This is a genomic window from Neobacillus sp. NPDC093182 (assembly GCF_044754045.1).
On sequence record NZ_JBIVOI010000001.1, the window covers coordinates 428343 to 442965 of the forward strand.

Annotated in this window: 10 protein-coding genes, 2 pseudogenes and 1 riboswitch; of the genes and pseudogenes, 5 read left to right on the forward strand and 7 right to left on the reverse strand. The window is 39.4% G+C overall.

Features of this window, described 5'->3' with window-relative positions; all coding sequences use genetic code 11:
- Positions 1-64: 64 nt before the first annotated feature.
- Positions 65-877, reverse strand: coding sequence for a hypothetical protein (locus ACIQAA_RS02290; RefSeq protein WP_402614426.1), 813 nt, complete (start codon positions 875-877; stop codon positions 65-67).
- A 279-nt stretch (positions 878-1156) separates the two neighbouring features.
- Here ACIQAA_RS02290 and ACIQAA_RS02295 point away from each other — a divergent pair, with 279 nt between their 5' ends.
- Positions 1157-2341, forward strand: coding sequence for a chromate transporter (locus ACIQAA_RS02295; RefSeq protein ID WP_402614429.1), 1185 nt, complete (start codon positions 1157-1159; stop codon positions 2339-2341).
- Between the two features lie 39 nt (positions 2342-2380).
- On the opposite strand, the pseudogene ACIQAA_RS02300 reads toward ACIQAA_RS02295, so the two are convergent.
- A pseudogene (locus tag ACIQAA_RS02300) lies at positions 2381-2968 on the reverse strand (hypothetical protein); the annotation flags it as partial.
- Between the two features lie 298 nt (positions 2969-3266).
- Positions 3267-5228 (reverse strand): annotated as a pseudogene (locus ACIQAA_RS02305) (vitamin B12-dependent ribonucleotide reductase); the annotation flags it as partial.
- A gap of 380 nt (positions 5229-5608) precedes the next feature.
- Here ACIQAA_RS02305 and ACIQAA_RS02310 point away from each other — a divergent pair.
- Positions 5609-6088 carry an SRPBCC family protein gene (locus ACIQAA_RS02310; protein WP_402614431.1) on the forward strand — a complete coding sequence of 160 codons (480 nt, stop codon included), beginning with the start codon at positions 5609-5611 and terminating at the stop codon, positions 6086-6088.
- Positions 6089-6124: 36 nt separating this feature from the next.
- Here ACIQAA_RS02310 and ACIQAA_RS02315 read toward each other — a convergent pair whose 3' ends face one another.
- Positions 6125-6961 (reverse strand): lipoate--protein ligase family protein, encoded by an 837-nt coding sequence (locus ACIQAA_RS02315; RefSeq protein ID WP_402614434.1) that lies wholly within the window; start codon positions 6959-6961, stop codon positions 6125-6127.
- Between the two features lie 181 nt (positions 6962-7142).
- Here ACIQAA_RS02315 and ACIQAA_RS02320 point away from each other — a divergent pair, with 181 nt between their 5' ends.
- Positions 7143-7526 (forward strand): rhodanese-like domain-containing protein, encoded by a 384-nt coding sequence (locus ACIQAA_RS02320; protein WP_307194484.1) that lies wholly within the window; start codon positions 7143-7145, stop codon positions 7524-7526.
- 269 nt (positions 7527-7795) lie between these two features.
- Here ACIQAA_RS02320 and gcvPB read toward each other — a convergent pair whose 3' ends face one another.
- Genes gcvPB through gcvT form a run of 3 tightly spaced genes read right to left on the reverse strand, consistent with a single transcriptional unit; the run spans position 7796 to position 11720 of the window.
- On the reverse strand, positions 7796-9256 hold the full coding sequence (gcvPB, locus tag ACIQAA_RS02325) for an aminomethyl-transferring glycine dehydrogenase subunit GcvPB (protein ID WP_402614437.1): 1461 nt from the start codon (positions 9254-9256) through the stop codon (positions 7796-7798).
- On the reverse strand, positions 9249-10595 hold the full coding sequence (gene gcvPA / locus ACIQAA_RS02330; RefSeq protein ID WP_402614440.1) for an aminomethyl-transferring glycine dehydrogenase subunit GcvPA: 1347 nt from the start codon (positions 10593-10595) through the stop codon (positions 9249-9251). The genes gcvPB and gcvPA overlap by 8 nt, the downstream gene beginning before the upstream one ends.
- 21 nt (positions 10596-10616) lie before the next feature.
- Positions 10617-11720, reverse strand: a complete 1104-nt coding sequence (gcvT, locus tag ACIQAA_RS02335) for a glycine cleavage system aminomethyltransferase GcvT (protein ID WP_402614443.1) — start codon at positions 11718-11720, stop codon at positions 10617-10619.
- 186 nt (positions 11721-11906) lie between these two features.
- A riboswitch (glycine riboswitch) is annotated at positions 11907-11995 on the reverse strand.
- Between the two features lie 153 nt (positions 11996-12148).
- Here gcvT and ACIQAA_RS02340 point away from each other — a divergent pair.
- Together ACIQAA_RS02340 and ACIQAA_RS02345 are read left to right on the forward strand one after the other, a co-directional pair.
- Positions 12149-13837: a DEAD/DEAH box helicase gene (locus ACIQAA_RS02340; RefSeq protein WP_402614446.1), complete on the forward strand. Its 1689-nt coding sequence runs from the start codon at positions 12149-12151 to the stop codon at positions 13835-13837.
- On the forward strand, positions 13815-14606 hold the full coding sequence (locus tag ACIQAA_RS02345) for a YqhG family protein (protein ID WP_402614448.1): 792 nt from the start codon (positions 13815-13817) through the stop codon (positions 14604-14606). The genes ACIQAA_RS02340 and ACIQAA_RS02345 overlap by 23 nt, the downstream gene beginning before the upstream one ends.
- The last annotated feature ends 17 nt before the right edge of the window (positions 14607-14623 follow it).

A 14623-nucleotide genomic window follows, 5' to 3' on the forward strand; every position in this document is an offset into this window, starting at 1 on the left:
TCGACAATTCCGGGACAGTTCAAGCAGGCAAAAAGCACCGGTAATTACCGATGCTTTTACCTTGCTATTTAATTTCTACAACGAATGGATAAACAAATACTTGACCGTTGAACTTAAACTCCGCCCAAATCTTATATATCCCTGGTTCTGAAAATTTTGTAGCAAACACAGGTTCATTTCCTTCTAATGGATGAACGTGAATGTAATTTTCTCCTTTTTGATCCAGTATTACGACATGTCCTAATGCTCCAAGATACTGCTCTGGGGTATCTCCAGCTAAATCAAATGAAAGTTGGATGTCCTCATTTACTTTTAATGAACTTGGAAGCAGTGTAACTGTATGGCCGCCAGCTTCCTTTGTTAATTCGGTGTCGGTTAGAGAATCTTCCTCATGTTCAGTATGATTTTCTCCTGCCATGAACGAAATCGGGGCTGCCTCATAGGTCTTGCCTGTTGGTTTAATATCAACAAATGCTTTATACTCCCCTGCTGCTAATGAATGAGGTACTCTGAAAACTCCAGGCTCGTTTGTTTGAGGATGTAAATGCTGGTACTCTTTTAAATCCGTGCTGACAACAATTAAATGCATCAGTTTTTCGTGATTCACTTCTAAATCTGATACAGGGTTTCCTTCTAAATCCTTCAGCGTAATAATCAATTCTCCATTTTCAACTTGAATGTTAGGGATGACCTCACTTTCACCATCGTGGTTATTACCATTTTCTACATGCTCCTGACCGTGGGAGGACTTTGCTTCTTGTTGGTGTGGAGCATTTGTATCATTATGAGACTCTGGTTCAGTAAAAGAAGCATAAACATAGTATCCTCCTACAATTACAAACAGGTAAACTAATGCAGAAATAGTCCATTTCTTCATTCAAACTCACTCCTTAATACCTATATAGGGTATATTTTTTTGAAAAAGAGAGCGTGCTAATTAATAGCACGTTTTGTAACAATCCTTTATTAATGTTTTGGCAAACTAACATGAAAATGTTGTTAACTTTCTGATGAAAAGATTATATTATACCCTGGTATAGTATGTAAAGAGGGATTTACATATTTTTAACATTTTATGGAGGCCATTTTAAATGATTATTTCCAAACATACAGATAAACTTATCTATAATAGACGTGTAGCTCAAAAGGAGGATTTATGAAACAAAGTAAACATTCATTACTTCTTGAAATCCTAATGGTTTCAGCAAAACTTGGATTAACTTCATTTGGCGGTCCCATAGCACATTTAGGATATTTTCATGATGAGTATGTTCGAAGAAGAAAATGGCTGGATGAACAAGCATACGCGAATCTTGTAGCTCTGTGCCAGTTTTTACCTGGTCCTGCCAGCAGTCAGGTTGGTATAGGAATAGGCGTAATGCGCGGTGGTTTGTTAGGAGGAATTTTAGCATTTGTGGGTTTTACAACCCCTTCAGTCGTCATGCTGATCCTTTTTGCCCTTATTCTAAAAGGAATGGATATCGGAAATGCAGGCTGGATTCACGGGTTAAAAATTGTAGCAGTTGCCGTTGTGGCTCATGCTATATGGGGGATGACACAAAAGTTAACGCCTGATTTAACCCGAAAAGTAATTGCCTTACTTGCTTTACTATGTACCCTATTATGGCAAACAGCATATACACAGGTAAGTGTAATCCTTATCGCAGCGGTTGCTGGTTTTATAATCTATAAAGGGCAAAAGGATGATTCCCCCGCTACTATTCAGGTCCCACTTTCTCGAAGATTTGCATTCATTTGTTTAGGTTTATTTTTCGGATTATTGATTGTCCTTCCTATTTTAAGAGAGATGACGGCTTCTAGCTGGGTAGCGATGTTTGATAGCTTTTATCGCTCAGGTTCATTAGTATTTGGCGGCGGGCATGTAGTTTTACCATTATTAGAACGCGAATTTGTTCCCAATGGCTGGCTTAGTAAAGAAGCGTTCCTAGCTGGATATGGAGCTGCACAGGCCGTACCTGGGCCGTTATTTACCTTTGCTGCCTATTTAGGTGCTGTTATGGATGGATGGGCAGGCGGTTTGCTGGCCACCTTTGCAATCTTTCTCCCTGCGTTTTTACTGGTGTTAGGTACATTACCTTTCTGGGAAAGCTTAAGCCGTAATCCAAAAATAACAGGTGGATTAATGGGGGTAAACGCAGCAGTTGTTGGTATATTAATTTCTGCCTTTTATGATCCAATTTGGACTAGTTCGATTCAATCTCCAATAGATTTTGCTTTTGCTGCCCTATTGTTTAGCATGCTTGCCTATTGGAAGCTTCCACCTTGGGTGATTGTGATAACTGGAATTATCGGAGGTTACCTGATTAGTTTGAATGTGTAAAAAACGAGGATGCCCTAGGGACATCCTCGTTCCTTATTTTTATAAACCACACTTAAGCTGTGTACCACAGTTGGAACATGTATTGCAGCCGCCAATTTCTTTTACTTTACCTTTTCGGCAAACTGGACAGGTGTTTCCAACTTCAGAACCAATCGTTACATCTGTTGAACGAAGGTCACTAATGGTATCAACAAGTACGACGTGCTGTTTCGTTTTTTCTGTGAATGTTGGTATCTCGTTTTCTTCTGCTTTTAGGGTAAGGACTTGTGAATCACGTGATCCATCTACGTATACAGTACCACCCTTAGCTCCGCCTTTGTAAAGACGTTCATACACTTTTTCCACTTGTTCAACACTATACCCTTGAGGGGCATTAACAGTTTTACTAATAGAACTGTCAATCCAGCGTTGAATAACACATTGAACATCAGCATGTGCTTCAGGTGCAAGCTCCATCGCTGCAACAAACCAGCTTGGAAGATTATCAGCATCTGCTTCTGGGTGCTTATCAAGGTATTCTTGAACAATATCTGCTTTTACTTCAATAAATTTCCCTAGACGTCCGCTTCGGAAATATGAGAATGAGAAATAAGGTTCTAATCCAGTTGATACACCAACCATTGTTCCAGTACTCACTTTTGTTACTCTCTATATATCCTTATAGAGGGCGGGAATATTAGTACCCGCTCCATATGTCGCCATATGGGTCAGACTATATCATCAACCATAATTTAATGGTTGCTCAGCATGTAGTCGTTGAAGGGTCAGCCACGACTTCCCTGCGGATTGTCTGGTAGGCTATAAGCCAACACTCTTACATTTTTACCTGATTACTTGTTGGCAAGACAAAGGTAGTAAGAGATACGCCAGGGTTTCCCGCATATAGCTAAGTTTACGCAGCGCTCTTACGAACACTGGGGGCAATTACTTTACCCGTTGGAGCAACAGTTAGCAAATGTGAATTTCTTATTCCATTTTCTAATATAGATTGACGGACATCTTCAGGCATTTTTTTCATGTATCCTGTATCGATAAATGCTTGACGCAAACGGTTTGTTTCTTCACGTGTTTCACCGTTTAAGAAAGGGAAACTTCCCTTTTCTTTGGCTAGTTCCACGGATGTTTTATACGCTGTGGTTGCAATTACTTCAAAAACTTGATCAACAAGTTTATTACCTTCTTCTGAACCATAGACCGTTTCACAATAGATTAGCATATCATGCAAGCCCATTACACCAAGACCTACACGTCGCTCTCCAAGAGCCTGCTTCTTATTTTCCTCAAGGAAGTATGGTGTAGCATTAATAACGTTATCCTGCATTCTTACGCCGACTGCTACAGTCTTCTTTAACTTTTCAAAATCAACTGTTTTTGTTTCCTTATCAGCCATTTCTGCCAGATTAACAGCTGCAAGATTACAAACAGAAAATGGTGCGAGAGGCTGCTCTCCACAAGGATTTGTTGCCACGACTTGCTGACCGTATGCTTTTGCATTAGTCATGTCGTTGGCGTTGTCAATGAAGAATATTCCTGGTTCAGCCGAGTAGGTTGCGCAAATGTTTATAAGGTTCCAAAGCTCTTTTGCCTTAATTTTTTTATAGACTCGTACTTTGTAACCAAGTTTTTCCCACTCGCGTACGTCGCCAACTTTATGCCATTCTTCATTGTAAATCTTCATTTCTTCTTTATTGTATATTTCAACATATGGGAAACGAAGCTCATACTCACTATCATTTTCAACAGCTTCCATAAATTCTTTTGTTAAACAGATAGAAATATTTGCACCGGTTAGAAATTCTGGATTATGAACCGTATAGTTACCGCCAGTTTGAAGCTTTTCTTCAGCCTCAGCAATGATTTCTTCACTAAATCCGCCAGTACCTGGAATATGTTTATAATTAATAATTCCCTGGTACATTGCTTTCTCTTGGGCAGTTAGGGGTGTTAATTTTAGTTTGTCCTTTGCATGTTTCTTAATCGTTTCATCGTTTGTATTTTCAATCAAAAACCTTAAAATTCTAGGGTTTTGCATTTTTGAGATAATAAATTCAATTACATCTGGATGCCAATCCGCTAGCATGATCATCTGCGCGCCCCTACGCGATCCACCTTGTTCTACTAGATGTGTCAATTTCGCAATATCATCTAACCACGATACTGAACCAGATGATTTACCATTTACTCCTCTTGCCAATGTGTTTCTTGGTCTTAATGTTGAACCATTTGTTCCAACGCCGCCACCGCGGCTCATGATTTCCATTACCTGTTTACGATGATCTGAAATACCTTCACGTGAGTCTGGAACAAAAGGCATTACATAACAGTTAAAGAACGTTACATCTGTTTCAGCTCCTGCCCCGTAAAGTACACGACCAGCTGGAATGAAATTCATCGATACTAGCTCATTGTAAAACTTTTCAAACCACTCGATTCGCTTCTCTTCAGTTTCCTCAACTGAAGCAAGACCAGTTGCATTTCTCTTGGCAATCTGCTCATAAAACAATTCTAGAGGCTTCTCAATTACATCTAACGAGCGCCAAATCAATCCTGTTGCCGATTCCTCAGGGTCATCTAGGACAGCTCTAAATTCCTCTTCTACTAAAACCTTTGCTTTTTTACTCTCCCAATCAATCTCCATGATGTATCCAAGACCGCGTGCTGGGAATTTTGGATCTTCTTTTATAGTGAGAACAACAAAGTCGCCATTCGTTAGGGTGATTTTAGCAGTGTCTTTGAAGGTGTACCGGTCCAACATGACCAATCGTGAAACACCCTTATGAGTTATTTTCATATCTGGGGTAACCGGGTGCACTTGGGGGAATAAGTGGATATCCTCATTCAACCTTTCAAAATCAATATTCATTTTTTGTCTAAAAACTACAGACATGAGAACAACTCCTTCAAAAAATTCATATCTTGTGTGGGATTCTAGTAAGTTATGCTATATCTAGCTGACTCAATATAAATAAGTTAACATAGGTAGTTACAACAAATCAATATATAGTACCGAAAATATTTTCGACACCACTACATATTGTGTCAGAGGCAAAAAACATAAACTTTGTCAAACTCAAAATAAACTAGAAACAAGAGAATAGATAAGATATCTTTTAATTTTCGGCATAAAACAAGAAATTTTAACAAATTTCGCAGGTTGCGATTTTTAAATATAGGAAAATTTAAAGCTATAAAGGAGATAAATTGATTATCAAGAATATTAAAAAAGGTATACTTAATTAATAAGCCATTAAGAGGAGGAAAAAATAGATGATAGCACATATTGAAAAAGTTGAAAACGACTATACTGCCACATATGAACGCCATCTTAACCATTCAGTTGAAGAGGTGTGGTCTTATTTAACGGACAACGAGAAACTGCCAAAATGGTTCTCAGAATTACGTGTAGACGAACTTCGTAAAGGAGGGGTAATTAAATTTGATATGGGGGATGGAACATTTGATGAGCTTTCTATCCTGGACTTAAAAGTAAATTCTGTTTTGGAATTCTCGTGGTGGGTAGATACCGTTCGGTTCGAATTAACCGAAGTATCAAATGGATGTGTATTACGGCTAATAGAAAAAATAAATGCCATTACGGACCATACCCCAAAAGACCTTGCTGGTTGGCATGTATGTTTAGATGTCATTCAAGCATTGCTTGACGGCAAGACAATAGAACGAAAACAAGAATGGGAAAAGTGGTACGAAAAATATGTTATGGAAGTCCAAAAAGTAACTCAACAATAAAAACAGGCGAACCGGAAAAATGGGTTCGCCTTTTCTTTATCTTTTGAAGTTCCATTCATCATTTTCATATCGCTCTTTAGCAATTTTATTGACGTATGCAAGTTCTTCTTCGGTTAATTGGTAGGGTTGTAGTTCGATATTAAGACCTTCTGCAAAGCCTTTATAGAAAGCTTCTTTTGCTTCCTCTAAAGTAATTCTTCTTGAACTGATTTCATTAATGGCAACTGCCTTACTTTTAAAAGCAGATTTCATCCTATCCTTTACTCTCTCACTCGGATATTTAAATAAACTGAACAGCTTATCCTCATCTAAATCTAATAAAATCGACCCGTGTTGGAGGATTACTCCCTTTTGGCGAGTCTGTGCACTTCCGGCCACCTTACGACCTTCGACCACAAGTTCATACCAGCTTGGTGCATCAAAACATACTGCTGAACGAGGATTCTTCAGTGCACTTCGCTCCTCATCTGTTCTAGGGACGGCAAAATAAGCTTCTAATCCCAGCTGATGAAATCCTTTTAAAATTCCTTCTGATATAACACGATATGCCTCTGTTACCGTTGTAGGCATTTCTGGGTGATCTTCCGAAACAATCACACTATATGTAAGCTCATGCTCATGGAGCACACCACGGCCGCCTGTTGGTCTTCTAACAAAACCTAATCCATGGGCTTTTACTGCTTCTAGGTCGATTTCCTTTTCAACCTTTTGGAAATATCCAATTGATAGAGTCGCTGGTTCCCAGCCATAGAAGCGGATAACGGGCGGAATTTTCCCTTCACTATGCCAATCAAGTAAAGCCTCATCCAACGCCATGTTAAATGATGGAGAACAATTACCAGAATCTATAAAACGCCAAACCTCTTTGTTCATATAAAAACCTCATTTTTATGTAGTTTACTCTTATTTTAGTCTACCAAAATCTGATATGAATTCAAAACCAGATGTTTTAGGTATAATGAATTTGAAGTTTTTTGTCGTTTATTCTTTATCTTTCCGTGATTGGCTTATATAATAAAACATAGTGTACCATGCTTGAAAGGAGCAATAGAAATTGAATTCACTTTATGTCCTACTTATCATCATCGTGGCAGTTGCGGCTTATTCCGTTTTCACCTATTTTTATCAAAAAAGGATTGTTAAAACGGTAACAGAAGAGGAGTTTCGTGCCGGTTATCGAAAGGCACAATTAATCGATGTTCGTGAACCGAACGAATTCGAAGCAGGTCATATTTTAGGAGCCCGTAATATTCCAATGTCACAAATGAGAATGCGAATGAAGGAGCTTCGTCCGGATTTACCTGTTTATTTATATGACCAAAATGGCATGCGCAGCGCCCGTGCAGCACAGTTTTTGCACCGTAAAGGCTACAAGGATCTTACCCAGCTTCAAGGCGGATTCAAAAAATGGACTGGGAAAGTTAAAACAAAAAAATAATTCAAATGTGGGACTTCCGTTATCGGAAGTCTTTTTTATTACCCAAACACGTTATCGGATTGTTCCCCTAATTCCGCCCCGCATGATTTACGGGCACAATAACCCCCTAATTCTGCCCCTATTTCCTACCCGCCTGATTTATCGGCACAATAACCCGATAATTCTGCCCCTATTTCCTATTCCACACATTTACGGGCACAATTCCCTTCCCCTTCCCCTCCCACGAAAAAAAAGCCAGATTCAGCACCCTGAATCTGACTTAAACTACACTATGCTTTCTGATATTTCAAAATTGGTTTACGAGCAGCTGTTGCTTCGTCCATACGGCCTACTACAGTGGTATGTGGCGCTTCTTGAACGATTTCTGGATTCTCCTCTGCCTCTTTGGCAATTTGAATCATGATGTCAACGAATGAATCTAGCGTTTCTTTAGACTCTGTTTCAGTTGGCTCAATCATAATACATTCTTCTACATTTAATGGGAAGTAGATGGTTGGCGGATGGTAGCCAAAATCAAGCAGGCGTTTTGCAATATCCAAAGTACGAACACCTAATTTCTTCTGTCTTCTTCCGCTTAAAACAAATTCATGTTTGCAATGCTTATCAAATGGAAGATCATAATACTCAGCAAGTCTTCTCATCATATAATTTGCATTTAATACAGCATATTCAGTTACCGCTTTTAAGCCATCTGGTCCCATTGAACGAATGTAAGTGTAGGCACGAACATTGATACCAAAGTTACCATAGTAAGGCTTCACGCGCCCGATTGATTGCGGACGGTCATAATCAAATACAAACTCTTCACCGCGCTTCGTAATCACAGGCTTCGGTAAAAACGGAATAAGGTCTGCTTTTACACCAACTGGGCCTGAACCAGGTCCGCCGCCGCCATGTGGACCCGTAAAGGTTTTATGAAGATTTAAGTGAACAACATCAAATCCCATATCCCCCGGTCTCGCTTTTGATAGTACAGCATTTAAGTTTGCACCATCATAATAAAGCTTACCGCCGGCAGCGTGAACAATTTCAGCCATTTCTACAATGTTTTCCTCAAAAAGTCCAAGGGTATTTGGGTTAGTTAACATTAAAGCAGCTGTATCTTCCCCAACTACTCTTTTTAAATCATCAAGGTCAACAAGACCATTCTCATTTGATTTTACAGTGATGGTTTCTAGTCCTGCAACGGTTGCAGAAGCAGGGTTAGTTCCATGTGCAGAATCAGGAACAATAACCTTTGTTCGCTTCAAATCTCCGTTTGCTTCATGGTAAGCACGAATCATCATCAAGCCAGTCCATTCCCCATGAGCACCAGCAGCTGGCTGTAATGTTACTTCATCCATTCCTGTAATCTCTATTAAATGCTCCTGCAAATCATACAACAGTTCAAGTGCACCCTGTACAGAGCTTTCATCCTGAAGTGGATGAACATGAGCAAATCCGTTAAAACGGGCCACATTTTCGTTGATTTTTGGATTGTATTTCATTGTACATGAGCCTAACGGGTAGAAACCTGAATCCACCCCATGGTTTCTCCTTGATAGCGCAGTGTAATGACGCATAATATCAAGCTCGGAAACCTCAGGAAGCTCTGGTTCCTCACTGCGTAAATATCCTTCAGGAAGAAGGCTTTCAAGGTCTAATTCGGGAACATCCATTTCCGGGAGGCTGTATCCAATTCTGCCTGGTGTACTTAGTTCAAAAATGAGTGCCTGATCTTGGTTATGCATGCAAATCCCCCACTTCTTTCACAAGAGTATCGATTTCTTCCTTCGATCTTTGCTCTGTTACAGCAATCAGCATATGGTTAGCAAGTTCTGGATAGTCACGCCCTAAATCGTAACCGCCAATGATTCCTTTTTGCAACAAGGCTTGGTTGATCTCTTTTACTGGTTTGTTTAATTTCACAACAAATTCATTAAATGAATAGCCATCATAGACAATATCAAAGCCAGCTTCTTTAAAGGCAGTTCTTGCGTAGTGTGCCTTCTGCAAGTTAGCCGCGGCCATTTCACGTACGCCTTTTTTACCAAGGGCTGTCATGGCTACAGAGGCAGCCAATGCATTTAAGGCTTGGTTTGAACAAATATTTGATGTCGCTTTATCACGACGGATATGCTGTTCACGAGCTTGAAGCGTTAATACAAATCCACGGCGGCCCTGATCGTCAGTGGTCTGGCCCACAAGACGTCCTGGTACCTTTCTCATTAACTTAGTAGTTACCGCAAAATAACCGCAGTGTGGTCCGCCAAACGCAGACGGAATTCCAAACGGCTGTGCGTCACCAATGACAATATCTGCACCAAACTTTCCAGGAGGTGTTAATACTCCAAGTGAAAGTGGATTGCTTGAAACAACAAATAAAGACTTATTTGCATGGACAATTTCCTCTAGTTCTTTTAACGGTTCAATTCTTCCGAAGAAATTTGGGTACTGCACGATGACTGCGGCAATTTCTTCATTTGCCAATCCCTTTAATGCTTCAATATCTGTAATTCCCTCGTTAACTGGTACTTCAATCACTTCAAGATACTGACCTTTTGCATAAGTTTTTAGGACTTCCCTTGACTCAGGATGAACAGCACCAGAAACAATAATCTTTTTGCGTTTCGTATGACCCGCGCTCAACATCGCTGCTTCTGCCAATGCGGTTCCGCCATCATACATGGAGGAGTTTGCTACATCCATACCAGTTAACTCACAAATCATCGTCTGGAACTCAAAAATGGCTTGGAGCTCCCCTTGGGAAATTTCAGGTTGATATGGTGTATAGGCTGTATAAAATTCAGAGCGTGAAATAACATGGTCAACGATTACCGGCATATAGTGGTCATAAACTCCTGCACCTAGAAAGGATACATTTGTTTTTAAATCGGCATTACGAGAAGCCATTCGGAATAGTTCTTTCATCAAAGAAGTCTCAGATTTTGCAGCTTTGATGTTGTATTCCCCTTTAAATCTAACCTTTTCAGGAATATCGCTGAATAATTCATCGACGGATTTAACGCCAATTGTTTCGAGCATTGCCTTTTTATCTGCTTCAGTCATAGGTAAATATCGATGTTTCATAAACCTAATCTCCCCTCGTGTTTACTTTTCTCGTTTATAAAAAGGTGTTGGTACGACTTTCGCCTTCAAGCGTTTTCCGCGAATTTCAACCTCAATTTCTGATTCAAGACCTGCGTATTCATTTTTAATTAGCACAAGTCCAATATTCTTTTTCAAGGATGGTGATTGCGTTCCCGTTGTCACTTCCCCAATCAGTTCCTCACCTTTATAGACAGGGTAACCATGACGCGGTATTCCACGGTCAATCATTTCAATTCCAACTAATTTTCTTGCAGCACCCTGTTCCTTTTGCTGTTTAAGTACTTCTTTACCGATAAAATCAGCTTCTTTATTTAACTTAACTGCAAAGCCGATACCTGCTTCCAGCGGGGTGATTTCAGGAGACAATTCTTGGCCATAAAGCGCAAGAGTCGCTTCAAATCTAAGAGTATCCCTGGCGCCTAAACCACAAGGAACGACCCCTTCCTCTTGCCCAGCAGATAAAATCGCCTTCCAAAGTTCTACTGCGTCTGACGCATCGCAATATATTTCAAAGCCATCCTCGCCTGTATAACCAGTTCGTGAGACCAGTGCGTTTTTTCCTTTAATCGTTACTTCCTGTTGGAACTTAAAGAATCCAATGCTACTTAGATCAGTATCACCTGCCAGCTGTTGAAGTACTTTTTCAGCAATCGGGCCTTGCAGCGCCAATTGAGCCATTTTTTCAGACAAATTATCGATCGAAACATTGCCCTCTAAATGGTCCTCAAGCCATTTATAGTCCTTTTCGATATTGGAAGCATTAACAACTAGTAAATAATGATTGTCTTCTATTTTATAAACAAGAAGATCATCAACAGTGCCGCCATTTTCATAGCACATTGCATTATATTGTGCTCCGCCATTTTTAATTTTTGATATGTCGTTTGTTAACATCTTTTGCAAATAGCTAAGACTGTCTGGTCCCGTGACGATGATTTCCCCCATATGCGAAACATCGAATAAACCAGCTTTTGTGCGGACTGCCTCATGTTCTTCCTTGATGCTTGAGAATTGAACAGGCAGCTCCCAGCCTCCAAAGTCAATCGTTTTTCCACCATATTCTTTATACACTTCGAATAGCGGTGTCCGTTTTAATTCAGTCATCAATAATCCCCCTTCAACTAAAGATGTTTTTCATTTGTTGTTCCATAAATCCAGGGCATAATAAACAAAAAAGGACAGAAACCTCCCTTTAACAAAAGAAGGTCTCTGTCCTTGCACCTGAAAGTTTACCTTAGATGGCTTTCCCCTTTGGTGGCTGCTCAATTTTGTCAGCACTCTCCAGAGCTGCGTCAAACAAGAGTTCTTTTGCCTGAGAGATTCACACATCGTGCTTGCTCCTTCGGCGCTACATTTGTAGTCTCTCCCCTTGTCATCATCCGCATTATAATATTTTCAAATTCGGGTCATACTAAAATATACATCTGAGAAATTTATTTTATTGCAATAATTAAAACATTCAAATCTATTACCATCCTACCATTAAAGCATAAGGTGAGCAATAAATTTTTGTGCATTAAGGAGCTGAAACCATGACTGTTGAAATAGAATTTGATTCCTCCTGGCAGGATGAATTTTTACATAGAATTGAGAACGATGGACCATGGGGAAATTGGGACCTTTTTAAACTGGCAGTCGGCGTTGAAAAACACCTGATTATCCCTGAATTTGAAGGCTTGCAGGCACCCAAACATTTGCCTAATCTGACGCCGCTTCCACACCAGCTCGAGACGGCAAAACAAGTAATTGAGAATATGAATGGAAAGGCCATTCTTGCCGATGAAGTTGGGCTGGGAAAAACGATAGAAGCTGGTCTTATTTTAAAAGAATACATGATTCGTGGACTTGTAAAAAAAGTTCTCATTCTTGTCCCAGCCTCTTTAGTAACCCAATGGTCTTATGAATTGAATAGTAAATTCTTTATACCCGCAGTTTCTCAAAAGAAAAGCTATGTTTGGGAACAATGCGATGTTGTCGTTTCGTCTATTGATACAGCAAAACGGGATCCACACCGTGATATTATCTATAAGCAGGACTATGATTTAATCATTATTGATGAAGCACACAAGCTAAAGAATAATAAAACAAAAAACTATGAGTTTGTTCAAAATCTAAAGAAGAAGTTTTGTCTGCTTCTCACTGCTACACCCATTCAAAACCGAATTGGTGAAATTTTCAACCTCGTATCCCTATTAAAACCTGGACATTTAGGCAGTGAAACAGCCTTTTTTGATAAATACAAACGGGATGCACGTTCATTAAATGATAATGAGCATTTAAAAGAGCTAGTTAATAAGGTAATGATTCGAAACCGCCGCGCCGATACAGGCATTGAATGGACCAAGAGACATGTTGAAACCATACCGATCGAATTTACACCACAGGAAAAAGAATTGTATCAAGCCATCACTGATTTAAAGAGCGAAGGCGATTGGGTACAAACAAGTGCATTCTCGGTGATGACTTTACAGAGGGAAGCATGCAGCAGCAGAGAGGCCGTTTTTTATACGCTTAAGAACATGCTTCAGAAAAAAGAAAACCCTACAAAGGAATTTGAAGAGCAGATTCAACATTTAATTTCAAAAGTGGAAGCAGTTCCATCCAACTCTAAAGCAGAAAAGGCTTTGGAACTGATTCAAAAAATAGATGATAAGGTTATTATTTTCACCGAATACAGAGCAACCCAAATGTACCTGCAATGGTATTTAAAACAAAACGGGATATCATCCGTTCCGTTCCGCGGGGGCTTTAAACGAGGTAAAAAAGATTGGATGCGCGAGCTATTTCAAAAGCATGCACAGGTACTCATCGCGACAGAAGCAGGTGGTGAGGGAATTAACCTTCAATTCTGTAATCATATTATTAATTTCGATTTACCGTGGAATCCAATGAGACTGGAGCAAAGAATCGGAAGGATCCATCGTCTGGGGCAGGAAAAGGACGTTATGATCTATAATTTTGCAATCCAAAACACAGTGGAGGAACATATATTAAAACTTCTATATGAAAAAATTGAACTTTTTGAAAAAGTAATAGGTGATTTGGACGATATTTTAACGAAGTTAGACTTTGGAAGTATTGAAGATCATTTAATTGATATTTTTGGACAATCCTGCTCTGAGGGTGAGATGCGGATTAAGATGGAAAATCTTACATCTATGATTGATTTAGCTAAAGATATGCAAAAGGAGGATTCACATGCAGCAGCTGGAAATTCATAACTTTCTCATACGCTATTTTCAAGCTAATGAATGTGAAATAACAGAAAATGGTCCAGGATACTTAACGGTTCAATTAACAATTGAGCTCGATAAGGAATTAATGAATCGGCCTTTTTATTGGCATTACCTAGAAAAAACTGGCGGTATTCCAAATCCGATGAAGCTTACGTTTATTACGAACCCACAGATAGCACCGGAACATATTAAGGGAGAAACCGTTCATTTTGGTTCTCCTCGTCTGCACCAAATTTTTCAATCAACCAAAAAGCTTGCAAGCTACATCAGGCTTTATGAGAATCATCGGAACGGCCAACAACAAACTCCATTAATGCCTTGGCTTTGTATGAATGTTAAGATCTCGTATCAATGTGACCGTAAGCGGGATATTTTTAAATCAATCGGTCTGCAGCTCATTAATGGACAAATGATTGAGGATTTTCATGAAAGACTGCAGAATGTTCAACTGACACCGAAAATACCGGATTATTCGTTTACACTTTCACCTCTTGTTAAGCCAAAAAGCGGAATGTCAAGAATCGAAAACTATCTAAAAGCAGTAATTTATGAAGATGATCATACTTGGGCAGAGGATGCTCGAAAACGCTGGGAGCAAGATTTACGTCTTCTTGATCATTTTTACGAGGATGCGGAAGAAGAAAATGAAAGTTATGAAACTGAGAAAAAGGCCTTACAAGACCAATATGAACCCAAAATAAACATATCATTTATCAATGGTGGATTGTTTTATTTAACCGATAATGCTGTATAAAAGAGTAAAGAAGCAGA